The sequence below is a fragment of the Alkalibacterium sp. AK22 genome (assembly GCF_000585255.1).
Lineage (GTDB): Bacteria > Bacillota > Bacilli > Lactobacillales > Carnobacteriaceae_A > Alkalibacterium.
The window spans coordinates 21634-42752 of sequence record NZ_JANL01000024.1; the positions used below are offsets into that span (position 1 = coordinate 21634).

The window sequence follows — 21119 nt, forward strand, 5'->3', positions numbered from 1 at the left end:
GCTTGAATCATTTATGCTCATTACACAGGAACCTTAGCATACACTTAGTTATTTTTAATCTCGCTATCATTTATTTTGTACACAAGTAAACTTTTTTATCTTAGACTACTCTGGCCCTTTGAAGATAAACCAGTCTAGTTAAAAGGAGTGAAGCCGCCGCTTCACTCCTTTTATTTTGATATCATGTGCAGTACTGATCCAGCCAGGATCTGACTTCATTCAGGCGTTCCACTCTTAAATGCGGCAGCCCTTCACGCGACAGCCCATGACTCGATTGAGGGTACAGTACCATTTTCGTCTCAACACCATGCTTTTTCATGGCTGTGTACATCTGTTCTGCTTGCTCCTGTGGACAGCGCAGATCTTCCTGCCCATGTATGATTAAAATAGGTGTCTTCACCTTGGCAGCATGAGCCAGTGGAGACATGCCCCACAGCTCATGCATGCTTGAAAGGTCTCTTTTCAGCTGAAACTCCACAAAGAATGCACCGACATCACTGGTACCATAAAAACTGATCCAGTTAGAGATACACCGCTGAGTGACTGCTGCCTTGAACCGGTCTGTTCTACCCACAATCCAGTTGGTCATGAAACCACCATAGCTCCCTCCGGCAACAAAGAGCTGATTTTTGTCAATTTCCGGATGTACACTAAGCACATGATCGGTCCCCAGCATCAAATCTTCATAGTCCTTGTTCCCGTAATCTCCTAAAATAGAAGCGACAAATTCTTGGCCGTAACCATTGCCGCCTCGTGGGTTAAGCATGATGACTCCGTAACCTTCTGCTGCCAGCTGCTGCATTTCATGAAAAAAGGTCTCCCCGTAGCAGACTTGCGGTCCGCCATGAATATAAAGGACGGCTGGGTGTCCGTCTTTGGCATCCAGCGGCTTGACATACCATCCCTGGATGTCCCAATCATCCGCTCCTTTATACCAAAAACGTTCAACTGGAGCCAAATCGAGCTCAGCGGTCTGTTGTCTATTCGGATCGTAAAGTACTTCCAGCTGCCCGTCAACTGCATTTAGCTCAGCCAGAACACTAGGCGTAGTCAGGTCTGAGTACGTCACAGCAAAATTATTTTCTTCCAGAAGATCCCCGTCAGTGATATGCAGCGGCTGGTCAAATAGGCATGCTGTAGTGCCGTCTACATGGCCCTTGTAAATCAGTAGCTTACCTTTTTCAGTTACCGGGTAGACAAAGCTTTCGTTATCCAGCCACTTGACAGGGAAACCTTTCGTTTTCTGCTGAAAATCTCCAATGATTAGGTCACCGGCGTACTTGTCTGCTACAGACAGGCATCTGAAAGTGTCTGTCTGCCTGTCCCAGCCATAAATACTGTTCAGTGTCACGAAGGCATAGCTGAAGTCATTGCCCGAAAACAGGAAAAAATCTTCTTTATCGTTGACTGCTTCAAAGGAGAAGCTGCCTTCAGGAACGGACTGGGTAATCAGCCTTGCTGTCTCCTTTGCGATATCGTACTCGTATACGCTCGCACCATAAACCCATTCATTTTCAGGATCCAGCTTGTCGGCATATAGCAAATAGCTTTCGTCTCTAGAGACATACTGCAAGCGAAACGGGCGATCCATGACCAGAACATCTGAAACGTCGCGCTTGGCAATGCTGATCCGCCTGACGGCATGTTTTCGCTCGGTTTCTGTGATTCCCTGACCGTCCATCTTGTACTGAAGTTTACTGATATTTACCGGCTGAACACGCCGATTCTTTTCTTTATCAGATTTCTCACCGGCGTCTCCGTCTGTAGGCGAATTTTTTACAGCCGTACTTGTCTGGTAATAAATCGCAGCACTGTTGCTGGTCCACTCATAGGAACGGACTCCTTCTTTTTCGTCAGTCAGCGTAAAAGCCGTTCCTCCGTTCATAGGCATCAAATAAATCTGGCTTTTTGCTTGCTCACCTTGACCCTTGGCCAGAAAACTCAACCAGTTCTGATTGGGAGAGACTTTGATATCCGAAGGATTGAGTTGCTCATCTACCCACAATCTGCGTTCTTTGCTTGTCCGATCCAGGCACCAAAGGGAAGAAAGATACGTGTTCTTCTTCTGGTCTGTCCTTGTCTCCAAATAGAAAATCCTGTCTTCCACTACTAGAGGTTGGGACACATTTTTTAAATCAAAAAGACTTTCGCTGCTTATGTTCTGCATAGATCTAGGGCTCCTTTGCTTCTTATCTTAAATGTTCATGAGAATAACATAACCAGTTTCTCATTTAAAACAGGCAGCGTCAATATACAGATTTCGATCCTTGTACAGTTTCCAGCCCTTAGTTTTCTCTTTCACTTGTGTTATAATGAACGAGTAAAATTCTGAAAGGATGATGACAATGACAGAGTCAAAAAAACAGCAGAAAATTATACTGATCGGAGACGGCGCCGTAGGATCAAGCTACGCCTATTCCATCATTAATCAAAACATCGGACAAGAATTGGGAATCATCGATATCGACAAAGATAAAGCAGAGGGCGATGTCATGGACTTGAACAGCGCGCTTGCCTTTACAGCTCCAAAAAAAATATATGTAGCTGATTATGCAGACTGTCATGATGCTGACCTAGTCGTGTATACAGCCGGGGCATCTCAAAAGCCTGGAGAAACACGACTGGACCTGACAGAAAAAAATCTCCGCATTACTAAGCATGTTGTTGAGCAAGTCATGGCCAGTGGTTTTGACGGCATTTTTCTGGTTGCAACCAACCCGGTCGATATCCTGACTTATGCTGTATATAAATTATCCGGCCTGCCCGCTCACCAAGTGATTGGAACCGGAACGTCACTGGACAGTGCCCGCTTCCGACAGGCAGTCGCTGATCTTCTAGATGTGGATGTCCGTAATGTACACGGCTATATCATCGGAGAACACGGGGACACAGAATTTCCAGTCTGGTCACACGCCAATGTTGCCGGCCTGCAGATCAACGAATGGATCAACAACAACCCGAATACTGATGAACAGGCTCTCGTTGAGATTTTCTTCTCTGTACGCGATGCAGCTTATGAAATCATTAAACGTAAAGGTGCAACCTTTTATGGTATCGGGGTTTCTCTTGCTCGTATCACACGGGCAATCCTCAATAACGAGCATGCGGTTCTGCCGCTGTCGGTTTATCTTGAAGGCGAATATAATCAAAATGATATTTATATCGGTTCCCCGGCCATCATAAACCGCAACGGTGTCAAAAAAATCGTTGAGATTCCATTGAATGACTCAGAAAAGGAAAAGATGAAGCATTCTGCTGATACAATTCGCACCCACCTGAAAGAAGTCCTGGAGCAAAATCCGGATATCGGTTTCACCATTTCCGATTAACAATGATAATGTTCAAAACGCTCAGGCAGCATTATGCACACAAAAAGAGGCCGGTAAACCGGCCTCTTTTTGTGTGCGCTAGACTATTTCATCTGGCTGCTACATGGGTATGATAATATCTTCTTCTTCATAGATTTCCTGTCCGTCCTGATTTTCTGCATGAATTTCAATAATTAGCTGATGCGGCAGGACGACAGCTGTTTCTCCCGGCTGACTGATCCAGCCGCGTCTGACACCCAACTGATCCGGACTATTGTCTTCCCGATTTCTGATGCGAGTACCTTCGACTTCGATAATGTTGTACTTGCCTTCTCCCGGTTCCAACCTGAATTCCTCGTGCGGTGTCTCTTCGCTTAATTCGACCCTGTAGAGCTCCTCGCCAGACACTCTGACCGTCGCAATAATGACGGCATCATCATCGATATTTCCGAGCTGGATTCCATAAACGATATGAGGAATAAAGGAAGCTATAAATAAACACACAATAACCACTATATCCAGAGGCTTCATATTCCTCAAATGGTATTTGATTTTCTCACTCATATCATCCCTACTCCTTTGTCTCCTTCACAAAAACGCCCATTCCACTCAGCTGTCTGTAGGCCTTGAATACTGAAAGGCTGGACTGAGAGAATCAGGCGTCTGTGCAATGAATCGTTTACCCTTTAAACTGTTTTTCAAACAACGGTGAGACCGAACGGTTTTCGTGAATACGTTTGATGGCATGCCCCATCAGTTCGCCTACACTGACCTGAACGACTTTATCTATCTGCTTGTCTTCTGAAAGCATGATGGAGTCGGTAACAATCATCTTTTTGATCGGAGAAGCTGCGATACGCTCCATCGCAGGTCCCGAGAAGACAGGATGAGTCCCACAAGCATACACTTCCTTGGCTCCTTTTTCAATCAGAGCATTTGCAGCCAGGGTAATCGTTCCAGCCGTATCGATCAGGTCGTCGATCAGAATAGCTGTCTTCCCTTCCACATTACCAACAATATTCATGACTTCTGCCACATTTGCCTTGGGCCGGCGCTTGTCTATAATCGCTAGCGGACACTTAAGGAATTCCGCCAGTTTTCTCGCACGGGTCACACCCCCATGATCCGGAGAAACGACAACGGTATCCTCTCCACAAAGTCCTTGATCCAGGAACCAGTTCGCCAGTAATGAAGCCCCCAGCAGATGATCCACAGGGATATCAAAAAATCCCTGAATCTGAGAAGCATGTAAATCAAGCGTCAGCATGCGGTCTGCCCCAGCCTGCGTGATCATGTTGGCTACCAGCTTCGCTGTGATTGGCTCACGAGATCTCGCTTTACGGTCCTGACGGGCATAGCCATAGTAAGGCATGACGATATTGATTGTTTTGGCGCTTGCCCGCTTCAGAGCATCAATCATGATCAGTATTTCCATCAGATGATCGTTAGTTGGGGCGGATGTGGACTGTACCACGTAAACATGATCTCCCCGGATACTTTCTTCAATATTGATGCGGATTTCTCCGTCACTGAATTTGTTGACAGACACCTGTCCCAGTTCTACACCGACATCAGCAGCAATCTTTTCTGCAAGCGGCTTGTTGGAGCTTAAAGCAAATATTTTCAGTTTTGGATCAGAATAAAGTTCGGACATGTGGGCCTCCATAGTTTATCAATCTTTTATTATCTCTTTATAGTTTATTCCTAAGAGTCAAATAAATCAACTCCGCCGGTCAGTTTATCAGCTGTTTTATAGAAAATTCTAATTTTTGTGCGGCATTTTCTTGAAGTATCCATCTTTGTTTACCTGACGGGCACGGGCAATCGCCATGGATTCACTCGGTACGTTGTCTGTGATGGTAGAGCCTGCTGCGATATAGGTATTTGAATCCACTTTTACCGGTGCAATCAAGTTGGTATTACAGCCGACGAAAGCATTGTCCCCAATTTCGATATGGTGCTTTTCCTTGCCATCGTAGTTTACAAAAACTGTTCCACAGCCCAAGTTGATATTTTCACCCAGAGTAGCATCTCCTACATAGGTCAAATGCCCGACTTTGGTATTCTTGCCGAGAGTCGCTTTTTTGATTTCCACAAAGTTACCGACATGGGCCTTTTCCTTCAGTACTGTTTCCGGTCTCAAGTGACTGTTTGGACCGATTGTACTCTGTTTCTCCATTACTGACGATTCAATCAGGGAACTTTTGACTTGCACCTCATCACCAATCTGACTGTCTTCAATGATTGAATGTGCGCCGATTAAAGCATCCGTCCCGATACTTGTTTTCCCTTTTAGGTAAACACCCGGCTCAATCACCGTATCCTGTCCAATCACAATATCGCTCTCGATATAGGTCTGGTCCGGATCGACCATTGTCACGCCGTTACGCATATGCAGCTCATTGATCCGCTGCTTCATCAGTTTATTGGCTTTGGCCAAGGCAACACGGTCATTAACTCCCAGCGCCTCCTCCTTGTTGTCGAGTTGATAAGCTGAAATCAGCTCGGCCTGATTTTTAAGGATTTCCATGACGTCCGGTAAGTAGTACTCGCCTTGGGAGTTGTTATTGTCAACTTGTTCAAGGGCCGCAAAAAGGGCCTGATTGTCAAAACAGTAGGTTCCTGTATTGATTTCCTGAACAGCCTGTTCTGACTCGTCTGCATCTTTTTGCTCGACAATTTTAGCGACTGATCCATCTTCAGAGCGGATAATACGGCCATAGCCGAAAGGATCATCTGCATGAGCTGTCAGCACCGTTGCCTTCGCCCCAACTTTTTCATGGTGTGCCATCAGACTGTTAAGTGTTTCGGTTGTCAGTAGCGGAGTATCTCCGCAAATAACAAGGGTCGTCCCAGCTTCGTTTTTAAGTATCGGTGCGGCCTGATCGACGGCATGGGCTGTTCCCAACTGCTCTTTTTGCAAAACATACTCACTTTTGTCTCCCAGGTAATCCTGAACCGTTTCCGCACCGACACCCGTAACGGTTACCACTTTGTCCATATCTGCTTTTAGAGCCTGGTCAACGACATGTCCGACCATTGGCTTGCCCATGACTGGATGCATGACCTTGTATAGTTTCGACTTCATGCGCGTGCCTTGACCTGCTGCTAGTACCACTGCAAAACGTTTAGTCATTGTTTTCTCCTTGTCTTCTACCATTATTTTATAAGCTGTCATGTGTTTACAAACTGCCGCGTGTCTATACACGCAAACCACCTTACATGATACTTTATGCCCGCTATGTTTTCAAGCTGGATAAGCTTTATTATTTGTCCTATTTATTACAGTTTCCTATAATGGGATTAATATCGTATGAAGTGAAATCAAACAGAAGCGGAGAATTTTGACCCGGCTTCAAGGAGGAAAATGAAATGAACAAGAACCAGACTGTCATCGGCAGCTATCCAACAGAAAAAGAAGCAGAGCTTGTAGTCAGGCGCCTGCTTAGTGAAGGTCACAGCAAAGAGGAACTGATTATCTTTACCAATCAAGCTAAAAGTCAAAATTTGGATAATCCTGAGAATATAGATGTCGCCTCATCTGATATGAGCGGAACGCATATCGATCAGGAAGACGATAAAAGCTTCTGGGAATCACTGAAGGATGCTTTCCGTATAAGAGACGATGCGTACTATGAACGTCCGAATTATGTCGTTGAAGATGATCTGCTGCACATGTACCGGGAGGATCTAGAAAAAGGACATGTCATTGTGGCTGTAGAGAAGCCAGACTCCTCTTCTGCTCAAGAGGAAGGCCAGAAAGGTGATATCAGCAAGACGGAGCAGACAGCCGCTGACAGCAAGACACTTGATACCCTCGGAACTACAGCGGGCTTTCCCAATGAAGGCAGTGTCCAAGGAATGGGCGACGGCGGACAGCCTCCTATGGAACCGGCATCCAATGACGGCACACCGCCTGAACTGGAAGATACGCACGGGGAAGCCGATGCCGATGCGGCAACGAAAGACAGGCTAGATCAAAATCGCAGTGAAGGTTTAGACAGCTGACTTAGCAGACAAAAAAACATTCTCTTCCAAATACGGCTAAGCCGAAAGGAAGAGAATGTTTTTTTCAAATAGAGCAGTTGGAAACCTTGCATGTCTCCTGTTAGCCGTTGATTTCAGCTGATTGAAAAATTGCCTGGAGACACTTCAATTGTGCGGTCCTGGGCGTTCGCTTTTTCAACTTTCAACAGAGAGGTATAGTCTTTAACAGAACGCTCACCGTTGAAAATATTTTCAGCAATGACGGTCGCTCCAACCACTTCCGAATCAAATTCCTCAATTAAACTGATCATCCCGTTGACGGTTCCGCCCCCTTTAAGAAAATCATCGACGATGACAACTTTAGAGCCCATATCCAGACTTCTTCTCGACAGTTCCATCTTTTCGACCCGGTCAGAGGATGAGCCTGATACATAATTGATGCTAACGGTTGACCCTTCGGTAACTTTTGAGTCACGACGGACAATTACAAAAGGCACATTCAAGTAGGAAGCCACTGATTGAGCAATAGGCACCCCTTTAGTCGCTACCGTCATGACACTGTCTACTTCCTTGTCCATGTATTTCGACGCAATCACCCGGCCGATTTGCCGTAGCCATTTAGGATCTCCAAGCATATCGGACAGATAGACGTATCCACCTGGAAGCAGACGCCTGGAATGATTCAGTTCCTCACACAGTTTGCGGATAAATTCCTCAACGTCTTCTTCTTTCATTTTAGGAATGTACTTCACGCCACCCGCTGCTCCGGGGAGTGTTTCAAGAAAGCCGATTCCTCTTTTGGCGAAAGTTTCTTTTACGATAGTCAGATCTTCACTGATACTGGACTTAGCCGATTCGTACCGGTTGGCGAACAAGGTCAGCGGGATTAGCGTATGCGGATGTTCAATCAGGTAGTGGGTAATATCGATCAGCCGTTCACTTCTTTTTACTTTCATTCTTACACCTCATCTTATACGTACATTTCTTTGTCACTTACAAATATTCTACCTTTTTTGTTCGCTAATGACTAGTATTTTCTGCTCAAAACAAGCCTAACGTTCGTTTTTGCCCAGTCTACTGCCTAAAAATCTCCTGACCACCGGCTGATTTCCCGGTAATCAGGAGATTGATGGTTCAGACTGCTTACTTGGTTTCGATTTCGACCAGCAAATCGTTGGCCTGGATCTGATCGCCTTCTTTGGCGTATAGATGCTCGACCCGGCCGGCAATCGACGAACGAATCGTTGTTTCCATCTTCATCGCTTCTGTAATGACAATCGGATCGCCCTTTTCAACCTTGTCTCCACGCTTCACAAGAACCTGCAAGACGGAGCCCGGCATAGTCGCACCGATATGCCCCTTATTCGAAGGTTCCGCTTTTTTGCGGACAGCCTTGGTCGTGGTGATGGTTTTGTCCTGGATTTCGATTTGCCTTCCCTGACCATTCAGCTCAAAGTAAAGCACGCGGTTTCCTTCCAGATCCGGATCACCAATCTGGTTCAGCTTAATAATAAGCGTCTTGCCTTTTTCAAGGTTGACTTCAATCTGTTCCCCCATCCGCATTCCATAAAAGAAAGTTGGTGTATCGAACTTGTTGACTTCTCCGTACATGTTATAGAAGAAAGTATAGTCGAGGAAAACCTGCGGATACATGATATAGCTGATCACTTCTTCCCTGTTGGGTTCCCTGTCCAGGTGCTCGGCGAGTTCAGCTTTCACTTTGTCAAAGTCAAGCGGTTCTTTGTACTCTCCCGGCCTGCGGTCCAACGGCTGTTCGCCTTTAAGCACAATGTGCTGGAGTTTTTCGGGAAAGCCGCCTTCCGGACGGCCCAATTCGCCTTTAAAGAAGCTGACAACTGATTTGGGGAAGTCGATATCTTCTCCTCTTTCGTAAATATCCGCTTCAGAAAGGTCATTTTGAATCATAAAAAGAGCCATGTCTCCAACTACCTTGGAAGACGGAGTCACCTTGACGATATCCCCGAACATTTTGTTCACGAGTGTGTAGGCTTCCTTGATATCGTCCCAGCGTTCTTCCAAGCCAACACCCTTGGCCTGCTGCTTGAGGTTAGTGTACTGCCCTCCAGGCATCTGGTGCGTGTATACTTCCGTAGAGGCTGCCGGCATGCCTTCTTCAAAATCAGCATAGAATTTGCGGGTATCTTCCCAGTAGCGGTTCAGCTGTTCGACATTTTTGATGTTGAACTTAGGCGCATGAGAAGTCCCTTCCAGTGCATAATAGAGAGAGCTGATGCTTGGCTGACTTGTTTTTCCACTTAATGCACTTTGAGCGACATCGACCACATCAACCCCTGCTCTGATAGCCGCCCCATAGGTATAGACACCATTTCCACTGGTATCATGCATATGCAGGTGAATCGGAATCGATACGGCATTTTTCAGTTCACCAATCAGCCGGTAAGCTGCATGAGGCTTGAGCAAGCCGGCCATATCCTTGATTGCAAGAATATGAGCTCCCAACGCTTCCAGTTCTTTTGCCATTCGTTTGTAGTAGTCGATTGTGTATTTAGTCTGTGAACTGTCATTGAGATCACCTGTATAACAAATTGCTGTTTCAGCAATTTTATTCTGATCTCTGACAAACTGAATACTTTTTTCCATCTGCGGTATCCAGTTCAAGCTGTCAAAGATTCTAAAGACATCGATGCCGTTTTCTGCAGCCAGTCGGATAAACTCTTCCAGCACATTATCCGGCAAGTTCTCGTAGCCGACACCGTTTGATCCCCTGAAAAGCATCTGAAACAGCGTGTTCGGCATTTTTTTGCGCAGTTTTCTCAGACGCTCCCACGGATCTTCTGTGAGAAAACGGTAGGAAACATCAAAGGTCGCTCCGCCCCACATTTCAAGTGAGAACAATTCCGGCAAGGCTCTTTCCGTTTCTTCAGCAATGGCCAGCATGTCTTTGGTCCGCATGCGGGTAGCCAGGAGACTCTGATGGGCATCTCTTAAAGTGGTGTCCGTCATCAAGACAGAATTCTGCTCCCTCAGCCATTTAGCTACCGCATCGGGCCCCTCTTTATCCAGGATATGCTTAGGATAAACAATCTCTTTCGTGGGCTGAATCAGCTTTTCAGGCATACGGGGTTCTTTGAAGGCCCTTTTCTCCACTTTTCCGATGCCCGGGAAACCATTGACCGTGACATTTCCGATATATTTCAGCGATTTGTTTCCCCGGTCTCTCAGCTTGGAATACTCAAACAGTTCCGGTGTCTCATCGATAAAGCGTGTCGATGCCTTGCCTGATGAAAATACCGGGTGCTTCAGCACATTGATCAAGAAAGGAATATTGGTTTTGACGCCTCTGATCCTGAATTCAATCAGGGAACGAGTCATCTTCTGAACTGCTTTTTCATACGTCAGAGCCTGTACAGACAGCTTGACCAGCAGCGAGTCAAAGAAAGGAGTGACGACAGATCCCTGGAAGCCATTTCCTGCGTCCAAACGGATCCCAAAACCTCCTGGTGACCGGTAAGTATTGATCTTCCCTGTATCCGGCAGGAAGTTGTTCGCAGGATCTTCTGTTGTGATCCGGCACTGAATCGCAGCTCCGTTCAACTGAATATCTGCCTGCTCCGGCAGGCCGACCTCGTCAAACAGATGCTTGCCCTGAGCAATAAGAATCTGACTTTGAACAATATCGATTCCCGTCACCATCTCGGTGATGGTATGCTCTACTTGAACCCGTGGATTGACTTCGATGAAGAAAAATTCACCGTCTTCCAGCAGAAATTCGACTGTCCCGGCATTGACATAATCCACATGCTTCATCAGACGAACAGCTGTTTCACACAGTTCTTCCCGGATAGCCGGGTCTAAATCAACACAGGGAGCGACTTCTACTACTTTCTGATGTCGACGCTGGACTGAGCAGTCCCGTTCGTAGAGGTGGACGATATTTCCATGGGTGTCTCCCAGGATCTGGACTTCGATATGCTTGGGGTTGGCTACATAGCGTTCAACATAAATATCTGCCCGTCCAAAAGCGGCTTTCGCCTCACTTCTGGCCCGTTCAAAGCCTTCCTGAGCTTCCTCTTCGGTATGGGCGACACGCATACCGCGTCCGCCTCCGCCGAGTGCAGCTTTCATCATAATCGGATAGCCATAAGCTGCTCCAAAGGCCTTGACCTCTTCAACTGTTTCGACCGGCCCATCTGTTCCAGGAATCGTTGGAATCCCGGCTTCCTTGGCTACTTCTTTAGCTTTAAGCTTGTCTCCAAATACATCCAGGTGTCTGGACTCCGGTCCTATGAAGGTAATGCCTTCTTCTTCACAGCGCTGCGCAAAGGTCAGATTTTCAGATAAAAAACCGTAGCCCGGATGGATGGCTTCGGCACCTGAGTCTTTTGCAATATCAATAATGCTTTCAATATCCAGATAGGCATCAATCGGCTTCTTGCCCTTCCCCACAAGATAGGCCTCATCTGCCTTGAAACGATGCACACTCGCTTCATCTTCTTGGGCATAGATACCGACGGTGCTTATGTTCAGTTCATGCAGTGCCCGAAATATGCGAATGGCGATTTCGCCTCTGTTAGCTACCAGTACTTTTTTCATTCCGTTTCACCTCAACCTTATCTGTTTCTTCTATTTATTCTATCTTTTCTCTCTTAAATCCCATTTTACCAGAGTTTGACCGTGAACGAAAAATTATTTTCATGACAGGCCCATGACACTAGGTTTTCCGAAAAAACGCCGTCTCAGCAGACGACGTTTCGGCCCTTCTGTTTAGCTCGGTAGAGTTTCTTATCTGCTAAAGGCATCAACTGGTCCAATTCGGCTACTGTCAGAGGATATTGACTGATCCCTGCTGAAATGGATGTATAGATCTCTGTCTGATCATTGATTCCGAAAGCATGCTGTTCGACTTTGGCCCGGCAGGCTTCCGTCAGCACCCACGTCTCTTCCAGAGTCTTGTCTGCCAGCAGAACAACAAATTCTTCTCCACCCTTTCGAAACACATGAGCTTGCTTGCCAAAGGCTGACTGGAGCAGACCGGCCAGTTCAATCAGAATGAAGTCCCCTGCCGCATGGCCGTAGCGGTCGTTGATTGACTTGAAGTGGTCGATGTCAATCATGATTAAAGACAATTCTTTTCTTTCAGGACCAATCTGCCTTTTCAGCTGACTGAAGGTTTGATTAAAGGTTCGGACATTTTTCAGTCCGGTCAGGTAGTCCACAGAAGCTTCTATCTGATACTTTCTGAGCAAATACTCTGTTGCACGAATATAGTTCATAAAAAACACAGCAAACAAACCGCCCGAAAGCGAAACAATCCAGTAAACGACATACAGCGGATAGTAGAGAGTCAGCCATTGTACCCGGAATATAAACACCACTGTATACAAAAACGTTGCATAAAGAATCATCACTGACGATTTGATTGCCAGCCCGCTATGGTCTTTCATAAGGGCATCGATACTCACCAGTCCGATGTACAAAACAGCAACGGCTGCCAGTGCCACGTAGGCCATAGTATCCACGCTGTAAAGAAAACGTCCTGCTCCAATTAATGCCGTGCTGATCAGGGCTTGACGGCGACCAACAAACAGAACCATCAGAATAATGGGCAGATGGCGGAAATCTGCTATGGTCTCACCGGCAAGTTCAATAGAAAAACGCATCAGAATTACTCCCATGATCCCTCCACTCAGGCCGTCCAGAAGCATTTTGCTCCAACCCGGCAGCCGGCTTTCATCATTCCTCCATCTGAAATGCATAAATATAAAAATCAGCGAGATGACCAGGCTCACATTAATAACCAAATCTTCCAGCAGGCTTGACATCCCCTCACCCTTTCATAATTTGAACGTATCTGCCTGATCTTTCTTCAGTTTATCACCTGCTTAGATAATCAACAAACCTTCTATGCCGGCAAAACTATTTTTGATAACTAAAGTGACAGGAATAGTACAAAAAACCTCAAAAGCATCTGACTGCTCTTGAGGTTTTCGCCAATTTATTTTGTTTGTGAAATATCTCCTGTAAGGTCTCGTCGTCCATTTAGACGTTCCTGCCTCACTCTAGAAAAAAGCTTTTTCCCTAGAGATGTCAAAGCAAAAATACTGATAAAAATTAAAGTGATGGATGCACCAGGCGGCGTGCCGTACTGATATGAGCCTATCAGTCCGCTCAGCATGCCGACAATGGCAATGATAATCCCAATTAGGATCACGCCATTGAAGCTTTTACTCAAGCGCATTGAAATGGCTGCCGGAAGGACAATGATTGCCGATACCAGCAGAGCTCCAACGATCGGCATCACGACAGCAATTGTCACGCCCGTCAGCACATTGAACAGAATCGACATGGTCTTGACCGGCAGACCCGCTGTAAAGGCCGTATCTTCATCAAAAGTAAGAATGTACATCGGCTTTCTAAAAATAATGTACAGCAAGCCGATGGCTACTGTCAGCATAAGCAGCAGCCAGATTTGCTGCTGACTTATAGTTACGATGGAGCCGAATAGAAACTGGTTGATGCTCATGTTCGCTCCACTCTCGTTCAAACTCATCAGCACTAGGGCTACAGCCATTCCACCGGACATCAGCATGGCTATGGAAATCTCCGAATAAGTCCGGTAAACCATTCTCAAGTACTCCAGTAAAACTGCCACAATCCCCACAACCAAAATATTTGTCCAGGTCGGATCGACACCGAGAAGCAAACCTAAAGCCACTCCTGCCAGTGACACATGCGACAGCGTATCTGCCATCAGTGACTGACGTCTTAAAATCAGAAACAACCCGAGGATAGGTGCAATTAGCGAGATGAGGAATGATGCTTGGAAGGCTCTTTGCATGAATCCATAGAAAAACATCTCCACGGCGAATCCTCCTTTCTGATTAATTCAATATGCTTATTGGCATAGTGACGGAGTTCCTCATGGTCGTGGGTGACCATCAAAATCCCTTTCCCGTGCTCTTCGCTGTTATGTTTGAGTAATTTGTAAAATTCCTCTCTGGAATGAATATCCATACCCGTCGTCGGTTCGTCGAGTACAAACAAATCCGGATCGGTAGCAAAAACTCTGGCCAGAGAAATCCGCTGTTTCTGACCGCCGGACAATTCACCAATTTTTTTGTGGCGCATGTCCCACATGCCGACCGACTCCAAAGATCTCCGAACATGTTCCTTGTCTTCCTTATCTAACTTTTTAAACCACTTGCCTCGCGGATAGCGTCCGGACTGGACCAGTTCCAAAACGGTGCTGGGAAAGCCGGCATTGAAAGAAGACACTTGCTGCGGTACGTAGCCAACAACCAGGTCTGTCCCCCAGCGATTTTCTCTGGAAAGCGAGACGGATCCCCGTGAAGGCTTTAGTAGACCCAATATATTTCTAAGCAGCGTCGTTTTGGCTGCCCCATTTTCTCCAGTAAGCATGACAAAATCTCCCGAATTGACTTCGAAAGATATGTTTTCTAGCACCGGTTCATCTTCATAGTGAAACGCAAGATCATCTACTTTGATGTACTGCATGTTTTATCGACCTTTCTAAACTATCATCACTTTATTATAACCGATTTCAACCGGAATACCACCCCTCAGTCTACAAACAGACGAAAAGAGTGCCATGTTAGGGCACTCCTGTTTTTTGTCTTAGTAGATACTTTGCTGCAAGGCTTCAAGATTCTCGCGCATGGCCTCAATATAACCTAAATCATTGGCCTGAAGCTCTTCTGACAGTGTTTCCAAGTCGTGCAGTACAGCTGTTTCTGTTCCCGTTTCGTTAGCTACGGTCTGAGCAATAGATGAATTAGCCCCTTGCTGATAGAAAATTACAGGCACGCCTGTATCTTCGACAATCTGGTTAATTTCAGCTATACGGGATGGGCTGGGCTCCACTTCTGTCGACAGTCCTCCAATAGCTACTTGCTCTAGATTATACCGGGCTGCAATATAGCCAAAAGCCTGATGCTGGACAACAAAGGTCCGGTTTTCAGCTTCTGCAAAGGTTGATTCAAAGTCCTCATGTAGGGCCTGCAGTTCAGCAATGAAGCGCTCCGCATTCTCTGAATAATATGACTCATGTTCCGGATCGATTTCGACCAGCGCTTCTTCAATCATGCGGACCTGGTCCTGAGCAAGAACGGGATCCAGCCAGATATGCGGATCTTCTCCTTCGTGGTCATCAATGTGGATATGAGCGATTTCGGACTGTCCAACGGGTTCTCCTGCCGCATCCAAAGCCACAGCCTGGACAAAAAAGTCTTCTCCGTCAGACACCTTTTCAAACCGGTCGTCTGTGAGTTCACTCATCAGCTCCCAGTTCCCGGAAGGCTCCTTGACGTGCCATTCCCAGTTCCCGGCTTCTTCATTCTGTGCTCTTAAGGTCACCGTATCCCCCGTATGATAATGGCCGGCTACGCCGATCACTGTGACGTTTTCAGGTTCATTACTGACTGGCTCCACTTCTGACACATCCAGACGCTCGCCAGCAGCCGGTGCCTCCCGGTGATCAGCACTTTCCAGTCCGTCAGCCAGTCTGACAACGGTCAGCTCATCATTCTCGACTGTATTCAGTAGGCTCTCTGCCCAGAACTCCATATCTTCACTGGAGAAGGCGAACATATCCGCATTGCTGACCGCCGTAACGTCTCTAGCACTTGGCTCATAAGTATGCGGATCCGCCCCGCTTCCGACCATCAACGATACGTCAGCACGTTCTCCGGCAACCTGCTGAGTAAATTCATAAACCGGATAAAAAGAAGTGACAATATTCAGCTGGTTCTCATTGCCCCCTTCATCTGCTGTATCTGCGCATGCACTTGCAACTGAAGCTGACGCTATCAGCAGCAGAAGCCATCCTATTCTTTTTTTCATGACCATAAACTCCTTTTAATACGTCCTCTTATCTTTTCGCTATTATTTGTGCTCTGTAAATCGTAATCATTACGACAGATAAACTACCACGTCTGTGGCTCTTTTGTCAAGCCTCTCTCAGCCTGCAAAAAAGCGGCGAACCTAGTCGCCGCTTCCCAAACAAATGCTTAATGATTGTCTACTTCCAATTCAACGGCTGCTGACTGGGCAAAGGCATCATGTGCATCATCATATAGTACTGCTTTAATTTCCATTGATTCTTCTGGTGCTTCAAAGACCAGTTCTTCGCTATGCTGTCCGGAAATCATTTCCCAGTCCGCAGAGTCATCCGCTCTCATGTACCAGTGCCAGTCATCATATCCATTGTCATCTTCAATGACAGCAGTCCACTCAACTAGTTCACCTGTATGATAGTGGTGAGAGATTCCTTCGATTTCAACAGTTTCCTGCACATCAGCCTCGCCGTGCGCATGATCATGGTCATGATCTTCGTCGTCGTGATCGTGGTCGTGATCTTCATCGTCATGATCGTGGTCGTGATCTTCGTCGTCATGATCGTGGTCGTGATCTTCGTCGTCATGATCATGGTCGTGATCTTCGTCGTCATGATCATGGTCGTCCGCTTCTGAAGAGTCATCCACTACCTCTACAGTTTCCTCATCCGCTGTTTCTTCTTCTGCTGCATCACATGCTGCTAAGTACAGGCTAAGCAGGGCTACGCTTGATAACTTGATCCATTTGCTATTCATTACTATCTCCTCCATTACTTTTCGATACAAATCGTAATCTTTACGGTTTACATTAAACCATGCCCCGGCTTGCCTTGTCAACAGCAAAGTCTAAAAAATCAGTTTTGCTCTGCTAAAACTGTATCCTGACTTGCACTCGGCGTTTCTAGACCCATGAGCCCTACAAAAAAAGTCGGACCTCTAAGTCGACTTTACATTCTTGAGTTCTTATATTGTGCGGACCAGATAAACTTCCTCACAAAACCCCTTCAAGCCGTTCACTACTTCCGTCTCCGAGTCCTGCAGCAATAGGTATATTCTTTTCAATATATATGTCTGCTCCACAACTGACATCAGATGACTGCCTCAGCAAGTCAGCTAAGTCGACCGGAGTCATAAGCATTTCCATTTCATAAAAATTGTCTGTTCTTTTTCCTAAAACATTCAGACAGACATTGACTTTAGCTGAGTCTTTCTCGTAAACTTCCATCGCTCTCCTCCTTTGCCTTGAAATGTGTCTTTATTTTAAAACAGATTAGCCAGATTAAAAAAGATAACCCCTGCCAAAACTGTCATGTTAATGAGAGCAGACTTAACACGTTTAATTTATCCAGTTTTGAGCGCATAAAAAAAGTAGCATAATGTGACATTATACTACCGGCCGATATTTTAGTTCATTACTGCTTCTTTTTCCTCATCAAACATGATTGCCACTGAGTTTGTCAGTACATCAGTGTAGCTGTATGACACTCTTTCCACTGCATTCTCTTCCTGATCCAGTTCCACGATAAAAACAGCGGGATAAGTTTCAGTCAGTATTCCTTTGCGTTCTGTCGTCTTCTTTCTTCCGACTTGGGCAATCAGCCTGATCTCGTTTCCGATTTGACTGTCCAAGGTTTTCTTGATGCTCGCTAAAGTAGTTGGCATTTTCGATTCACCTCACAAAGTGTTACATATACTATAACACAAAAACCCGAAAATTCAAACCTTGATTTGTAAAGAAAGATAGGATTTTCTGTAAAGATTAAAAGAAAATAAGCTTTAAAAACGCTGCAACGAAAAGAATGACATAGTTATCCCTCTTGTTCATCCTCATCATACATTAAGGCTCAAAAAAGCAACGTTCGTGTTTCAACCGTTATTATATAACAGCTTTTACGATTTGTGCTTGTCTTCAAGCAGACGGCTGAATGCCTGGCGGTCTTTGAGCTGATAAGCTAGGGTAATGCCTCCCAGAGCCCCTAAAAGTGCGCTGAAAAAAAAGACTGGGACAAAGCCGAATAAGGCAGCATCTGGACTTAAAAACAGACGTGCCAAAGGATAGCTTGCCAAGGCACCGAAAAGTCCGCTTCCTATTATTTCACCTAAGGCAAGAAGAGAAAATTTTCTGCTTTTTTTGAAAAGATAGCCGGACAGAAAAGCCCCAATCATACTTCCCGGGAAAGCCAGAAGTGAGCCCGTACCGGTCATATTTCTGAGCAATGAGACTCCAAAAGCCTGAGCCATGCTGTACCAAGGACCAAGCAAAAAGCTGACGATAATGTTCATGAAGTGCTGAAAAGGAGCCGCACGAACAAAACCAAGCGGGATAATAATCAGACTGCTTCCAATGTAGCCAATGGCGATGCACAAAGCAGTAAAGACGAGTGATCGTGTTTTCATAAATATCTTCCTTCCGTATAAAAACTCCATTTTGGATACTGGTGCCTAAACGGAGTCAAAAAGTAGAGGGCTGTTACAGAACGGCTTACAGACCCTATCAATATTTTACGGCATCTGACTGTTCTGACTCCCCTCCCGATGCCTCCGCCGGTATCATCCGGTTCTGGTCGTGTCAAATCAGTGTAATCTGCTGGGGCTTCAGGCTTATTAGCCATTTTCCGGACGACTCATGACTTTTCAGCCAACAGTAACTCTTTCGGGCTTAGTCCATAGGGTTTTAATTACTGCTTACCGGTCCTTGAAAGACACATTCAGTGCGACAAGTATATTGGCCAAAGCAGCAAACTCTTCAATCGCAAGGGTCTCTCCCCGACGTTTAGGATCGATATCCGCCTCTGTGAGCGCCTGTTCAAGAAGTGTTTTCGTCTGCTCTTCCTTGCCGAAGGCGACCAAGAGGTTGTTCCATAAGGTCTTGCGTCTCTGGACAAAAGCAGAGCGAACAAGTCTGAAAAAGAAAGCTTCATCTGAAAGCTCAACAGGTTTGCTTTGCTTTTCACGTAAGCGGATAATGGCAGATTCTACATTCGGTTGAGGCATGAAAACTGTTTTAGGTACTGAAAAAGCGACTTCTGCATCCATGTAATACTGAACCGCGACGGAAAGCGACCCGTATGCTTTGGTTCCTGGCTGAGCAGATATACGGCTGGCCACTTCTTTTTGCATCATCAGAACCATCCGGTCGATAGCCAGGCCCGCTTCCAGAAAGTTCATAATGATGGGCGTGGTAATATAATAAGGTAAGTTCGCCACCAGAACCACTTCTTCTGCTTCTGCCAGATGCTTCTCTGCAAAAGCTGGCAGATCCACTTTGAGTACATCTGAATGAATTATCTCAATATTATCATAGGGTGAGAGTGTATCCTTTAGTACTGGGAGAAGGCGATCGTCGATTTCAAATGCGAGAACTTTTCCGGCTTTTTTCGCCAGTTGTTCAGTCAGCGCACCAATACCAGGACCGACCTCGATAACGGTCGTACGCGCGCTGATTTGACCAGCTAAAACAATCTTTTCCAGTATATTGGTATCGATAATAAAATTTTGTCCCAGACTTTTCTTGGCTGATAAGCCGTATTTGTTCAGGATTTCCTTGGTACGTAGAGGTGTTGCGATGTCTTTATAGCCTGTCATGTGGTGTTTCCTTTCTAATTTGAGTCATAGCCTTACTGACTTCTTTTTCACTGATTCCAAACATATTCAGCCTTTTCTCCAGCTGCTTGCCATTAGTATAGCCGATACGCAGCTGGTTCCCCAGCTGTTCTCTAAGGGCCGCTGCTTTCGGTGTGCCAATCAGGCCTTGACGAATTAGAAAAGCCTTACTAACTGTCGGCTCCTGATCAAGCTTTTCTTCCGAAACACGGCTCAGTGCCTGACAAATCACCGCCGGTGAGGCATGTTCGATTCCGATACTTTCCTTAGTGCGGTTGATTCGACGGGCTTCCTCTTTTGTGAGAAAAGCGTGTTTTACACCCGGAACAGCCCGGGAAATGATTTTCCGGATCTGTTCGCCTGGGCCATCCGGATCTGTAAATACGATCACACCCCGTTCTTCCTGTGCCCGTTGAACCTGATCCAGTATCGCCTGGTCGATGGCAGAACCGTTTGTTTCAATTGTGTCACATTCAACTGCTAAAGCCAGCCGCCTGGTGTCATCCTTGCCCTCAACAACAATGACTTCTTTAATTTTCTCCATTCCTTTTACTCCTTCAGCCCGAACAGTTTCAGGGCGTTGGCTGTTGTCTGCTTGGCTACTGCTTCGTAAGACTGGTCTTTCAGTCGGGCAATTTCTTCTGCGACATACTTGACGTAGGCCGGTTCATTTCGTTTGCCGCGGTTAGGCATGGGTGCTAGGTAAGGCGCGTCTGTCTCGATCAGCAGCCGATCTTCCGGAGCTCGACAGGCTGCTTCTTTCACTTCCTGGGCATTTTTAAAGGTTACGACCCCACTAAATGATACATGCATATTCAGGTCCAGAAACTTCTCCATCCAGTAGGTATCCAGATTGAAGCTGTGCATGATGCCGCCTGTATCCCCGGCGTGCTCTTCTTTCAAAATTTTGTAGGTATCTTCTGTCGCATCCCGGTTATGGATACTGATGGGAAGCTTCAATTCTTTAGCTACTCGAATCTGACGACGGAAAACATCCTGCTGGACAGACTTAGGTGCCGTATCCCAGTAATAATCCAGTCCCATTTCTCCCATTGCCACGACCGTTTCATCCGATAACTGCTCCCTCAGTTCTGCTTCAATCTTATCCGTATAGCTTCCTGCTTCTGTCGGGTGCCAGCCAATGATTGTATACAGCCCCTCATGGGCGTGTGCCAGCTCAAAGGCCTTATCAATCGTTGGATGATCAAAGCCAACCAGAGCCATCCGGCTTACTCCACTAGCTTGAGCACGCGCAATGACCTCATCCTCTTCTCCCTTGAACTTATTTACGTTTATATGTGTATGCGTATCAAATAACATGCTTGAATGTTCCTTTCCTGTATCTTTGCCTGCTTCATCCTGTTCAGAATACACTATCGGTTAAAAA

Annotated in this window: 19 protein-coding genes; 2 read left to right on the forward strand and 17 right to left on the reverse strand. The window is 46.1% G+C overall.

Annotated features, from left to right (window positions below; translation table 11 throughout):
- Nucleotides 1-181 precede the first annotated feature (181 nt).
- Complete coding sequence (locus tag ADIAL_RS05165) at nt 182-2167, reverse strand: alpha/beta hydrolase family protein (RefSeq protein WP_034300888.1); 1986 nt, start codon at nt 2165-2167, stop codon at nt 182-184.
- 172 nt (nt 2168-2339) lie between these two features.
- On the opposite strand from ADIAL_RS05165, the gene ADIAL_RS05170 reads away from it, so the two are divergent.
- Nucleotides 2340-3329, forward strand: a complete 990-nt coding sequence (locus tag ADIAL_RS05170) for an L-lactate dehydrogenase (protein ID WP_034300890.1) — start codon at nt 2340-2342, stop codon at nt 3327-3329.
- A 99-nt stretch (nt 3330-3428) separates the two neighbouring features.
- Here the strand turns inward: ADIAL_RS05170 and ADIAL_RS05175 are convergent, their stop codons facing one another.
- The 3 genes from ADIAL_RS05175 to glmU form a co-directional block, all read right to left on the reverse strand.
- Entirely contained in the window at nt 3429-3872 is a 444-nt protein-coding gene (locus tag ADIAL_RS05175; RefSeq protein ID WP_034300892.1) for a NusG domain II-containing protein, read from the reverse strand.
- Nucleotides 3873-3987: 115 nt separating this feature from the next.
- Nucleotides 3988-4962, reverse strand: coding sequence for a ribose-phosphate diphosphokinase (locus ADIAL_RS05180; RefSeq protein WP_034300894.1), 975 nt, complete (start codon nt 4960-4962; stop codon nt 3988-3990).
- Nucleotides 4963-5070: 108 nt separating this feature from the next.
- A complete protein-coding gene (gene glmU / locus ADIAL_RS05185) occupies nt 5071-6444 on the reverse strand; it encodes a bifunctional UDP-N-acetylglucosamine diphosphorylase/glucosamine-1-phosphate N-acetyltransferase GlmU (protein WP_034300896.1) in 1374 nt (457 codons plus the stop codon).
- Between the two features lie 236 nt (nt 6445-6680).
- On the opposite strand from glmU, the gene ADIAL_RS05190 reads away from it, so the two are divergent.
- On the forward strand, nt 6681-7316 hold the full coding sequence (locus ADIAL_RS05190; protein ID WP_034300899.1) for a general stress protein: 636 nt from the start codon (nt 6681-6683) through the stop codon (nt 7314-7316).
- Between the two features lie 113 nt (nt 7317-7429).
- Here the strand turns inward: ADIAL_RS05190 and purR are convergent, their stop codons facing one another.
- From purR to ADIAL_RS05255, 13 genes are all read right to left on the reverse strand, one after another.
- A complete protein-coding gene (gene purR / locus ADIAL_RS05195; RefSeq protein WP_034300901.1) occupies nt 7430-8251 on the reverse strand; it encodes a pur operon repressor in 822 nt (273 codons plus the stop codon).
- 187 nt (nt 8252-8438) lie between these two features.
- Nucleotides 8439-11870 (reverse strand): pyruvate carboxylase, encoded by a 3432-nt coding sequence (locus ADIAL_RS05200; RefSeq protein ID WP_034300902.1) that lies wholly within the window; start codon nt 11868-11870, stop codon nt 8439-8441.
- Between the two features lie 143 nt (nt 11871-12013).
- Nucleotides 12014-13099 (reverse strand): GGDEF domain-containing protein, encoded by a 1086-nt coding sequence (locus ADIAL_RS05205; RefSeq protein ID WP_051503733.1) that lies wholly within the window; start codon nt 13097-13099, stop codon nt 12014-12016.
- 173 nt (nt 13100-13272) lie between these two features.
- On the reverse strand, nt 13273-14139 hold the full coding sequence (locus ADIAL_RS05210; RefSeq protein ID WP_051503734.1) for a metal ABC transporter permease: 867 nt from the start codon (nt 14137-14139) through the stop codon (nt 13273-13275).
- Nucleotides 14076-14792 (reverse strand): metal ABC transporter ATP-binding protein, encoded by a 717-nt coding sequence (locus ADIAL_RS05215; RefSeq protein ID WP_034300906.1) that lies wholly within the window; start codon nt 14790-14792, stop codon nt 14076-14078. Before ADIAL_RS05215 ends, ADIAL_RS05210 begins: the two co-directional genes overlap by 64 nt.
- A gap of 120 nt (nt 14793-14912) precedes the next feature.
- A complete protein-coding gene (locus ADIAL_RS05220; RefSeq protein WP_051503735.1) occupies nt 14913-16136 on the reverse strand; it encodes a metal ABC transporter solute-binding protein, Zn/Mn family in 1224 nt (407 codons plus the stop codon).
- A gap of 167 nt (nt 16137-16303) precedes the next feature.
- A complete protein-coding gene (locus ADIAL_RS11035; RefSeq protein WP_051503736.1) occupies nt 16304-16885 on the reverse strand; it encodes a hypothetical protein in 582 nt (193 codons plus the stop codon).
- A gap of 235 nt (nt 16886-17120) precedes the next feature.
- Entirely contained in the window at nt 17121-17354 is a 234-nt protein-coding gene (locus ADIAL_RS05230) for a GHMP family kinase ATP-binding protein (protein WP_034300910.1), read from the reverse strand.
- 179 nt (nt 17355-17533) lie between these two features.
- Nucleotides 17534-17791, reverse strand: a complete 258-nt coding sequence (locus tag ADIAL_RS05235; RefSeq protein WP_034300913.1) for a Veg family protein — start codon at nt 17789-17791, stop codon at nt 17534-17536.
- Between the two features lie 228 nt (nt 17792-18019).
- Nucleotides 18020-18526 carry an energy coupling factor transporter S component ThiW gene (gene thiW / locus ADIAL_RS05240; protein ID WP_034300915.1) on the reverse strand — a complete coding sequence of 169 codons (507 nt, stop codon included), beginning with the start codon at nt 18524-18526 and terminating at the stop codon, nt 18020-18022.
- Between the two features lie 288 nt (nt 18527-18814).
- Nucleotides 18815-19714: a 16S rRNA (adenine(1518)-N(6)/adenine(1519)-N(6))-dimethyltransferase RsmA gene (gene rsmA, locus ADIAL_RS05245; protein WP_034300918.1), complete on the reverse strand. Its 900-nt coding sequence runs from the start codon at nt 19712-19714 to the stop codon at nt 18815-18817.
- Nucleotides 19701-20276 (reverse strand): ribonuclease M5, encoded by a 576-nt coding sequence (rnmV, locus tag ADIAL_RS05250; RefSeq protein ID WP_034300920.1) that lies wholly within the window; start codon nt 20274-20276, stop codon nt 19701-19703. Before rnmV ends, rsmA begins: the two co-directional genes overlap by 14 nt.
- A gap of 5 nt (nt 20277-20281) precedes the next feature.
- Entirely contained in the window at nt 20282-21052 is a 771-nt protein-coding gene (locus tag ADIAL_RS05255; protein ID WP_034301000.1) for a TatD family hydrolase, read from the reverse strand.
- Between the last annotated feature and the right edge of the window lie 67 nt (nt 21053-21119).

Excerpts from the sequence above, each read along its gene's own strand:
- ADIAL_RS05205 (WP_051503733.1), bottom strand. The coding sequence starts at position 13,099 with ATGTCAAGCCTGCTGGAAGATTTGGTTATTAATGTGAGCCTGGTCATC.
- ADIAL_RS11035 (WP_051503736.1), bottom strand. The coding sequence starts at position 16,885 with ATGAATAGCAAATGGATCAAGTTATCAAGCGTAGCCCTGCTTAGCCTG.
- ADIAL_RS05255 (WP_034301000.1), bottom strand. The coding sequence starts at position 21,052 with ATGTTATTTGATACGCATACACATATAAACGTAAATAAGTTCAAGGGA.
- purR (WP_034300901.1), bottom strand. The coding sequence starts at position 8,251 with ATGAAAGTAAAAAGAAGTGAACGGCTGATCGATATTACCCACTACCTG.
- glmU (WP_034300896.1), bottom strand. The coding sequence starts at position 6,444 with ATGACTAAACGTTTTGCAGTGGTACTAGCAGCAGGTCAAGGCACGCGC.
- rnmV (WP_034300920.1), bottom strand. The coding sequence starts at position 20,276 with ATGGAGAAAATTAAAGAAGTCATTGTTGTTGAGGGCAAGGATGACACC.
- ADIAL_RS05190 (WP_034300899.1), top strand. The coding sequence starts at position 6,681 with ATGAACAAGAACCAGACTGTCATCGGCAGCTATCCAACAGAAAAAGAA.
- rsmA (WP_034300918.1), bottom strand. The coding sequence starts at position 19,714 with ATGACAGGCTATAAAGACATCGCAACACCTCTACGTACCAAGGAAATC.
- ADIAL_RS05170 (WP_034300890.1), top strand. The coding sequence starts at position 2,340 with ATGACAATGACAGAGTCAAAAAAACAGCAGAAAATTATACTGATCGGA.
- ADIAL_RS05175 (WP_034300892.1), bottom strand. The coding sequence starts at position 3,872 with ATGAGTGAGAAAATCAAATACCATTTGAGGAATATGAAGCCTCTGGAT.
- ADIAL_RS05215 (WP_034300906.1), bottom strand. The coding sequence starts at position 14,792 with ATGCAGTACATCAAAGTAGATGATCTTGCGTTTCACTATGAAGATGAA.
- ADIAL_RS05220 (WP_051503735.1), bottom strand. The coding sequence starts at position 16,136 with ATGAAAAAAAGAATAGGATGGCTTCTGCTGCTGATAGCGTCAGCTTCA.
- ADIAL_RS05230 (WP_034300910.1), bottom strand. The coding sequence starts at position 17,354 with ATGGAAGTTTACGAGAAAGACTCAGCTAAAGTCAATGTCTGTCTGAAT.
- ADIAL_RS05180 (WP_034300894.1), bottom strand. The coding sequence starts at position 4,962 with ATGTCCGAACTTTATTCTGATCCAAAACTGAAAATATTTGCTTTAAGC.
- ADIAL_RS05200 (WP_034300902.1), bottom strand. The coding sequence starts at position 11,870 with ATGAAAAAAGTACTGGTAGCTAACAGAGGCGAAATCGCCATTCGCATA.
- thiW (WP_034300915.1), bottom strand. The coding sequence starts at position 18,526 with ATGAAAACACGATCACTCGTCTTTACTGCTTTGTGCATCGCCATTGGC.
- ADIAL_RS05165 (WP_034300888.1), bottom strand. The coding sequence starts at position 2,167 with ATGCAGAACATAAGCAGCGAAAGTCTTTTTGATTTAAAAAATGTGTCC.
- ADIAL_RS05235 (WP_034300913.1), bottom strand. The coding sequence starts at position 17,791 with ATGCCAACTACTTTAGCGAGCATCAAGAAAACCTTGGACAGTCAAATC.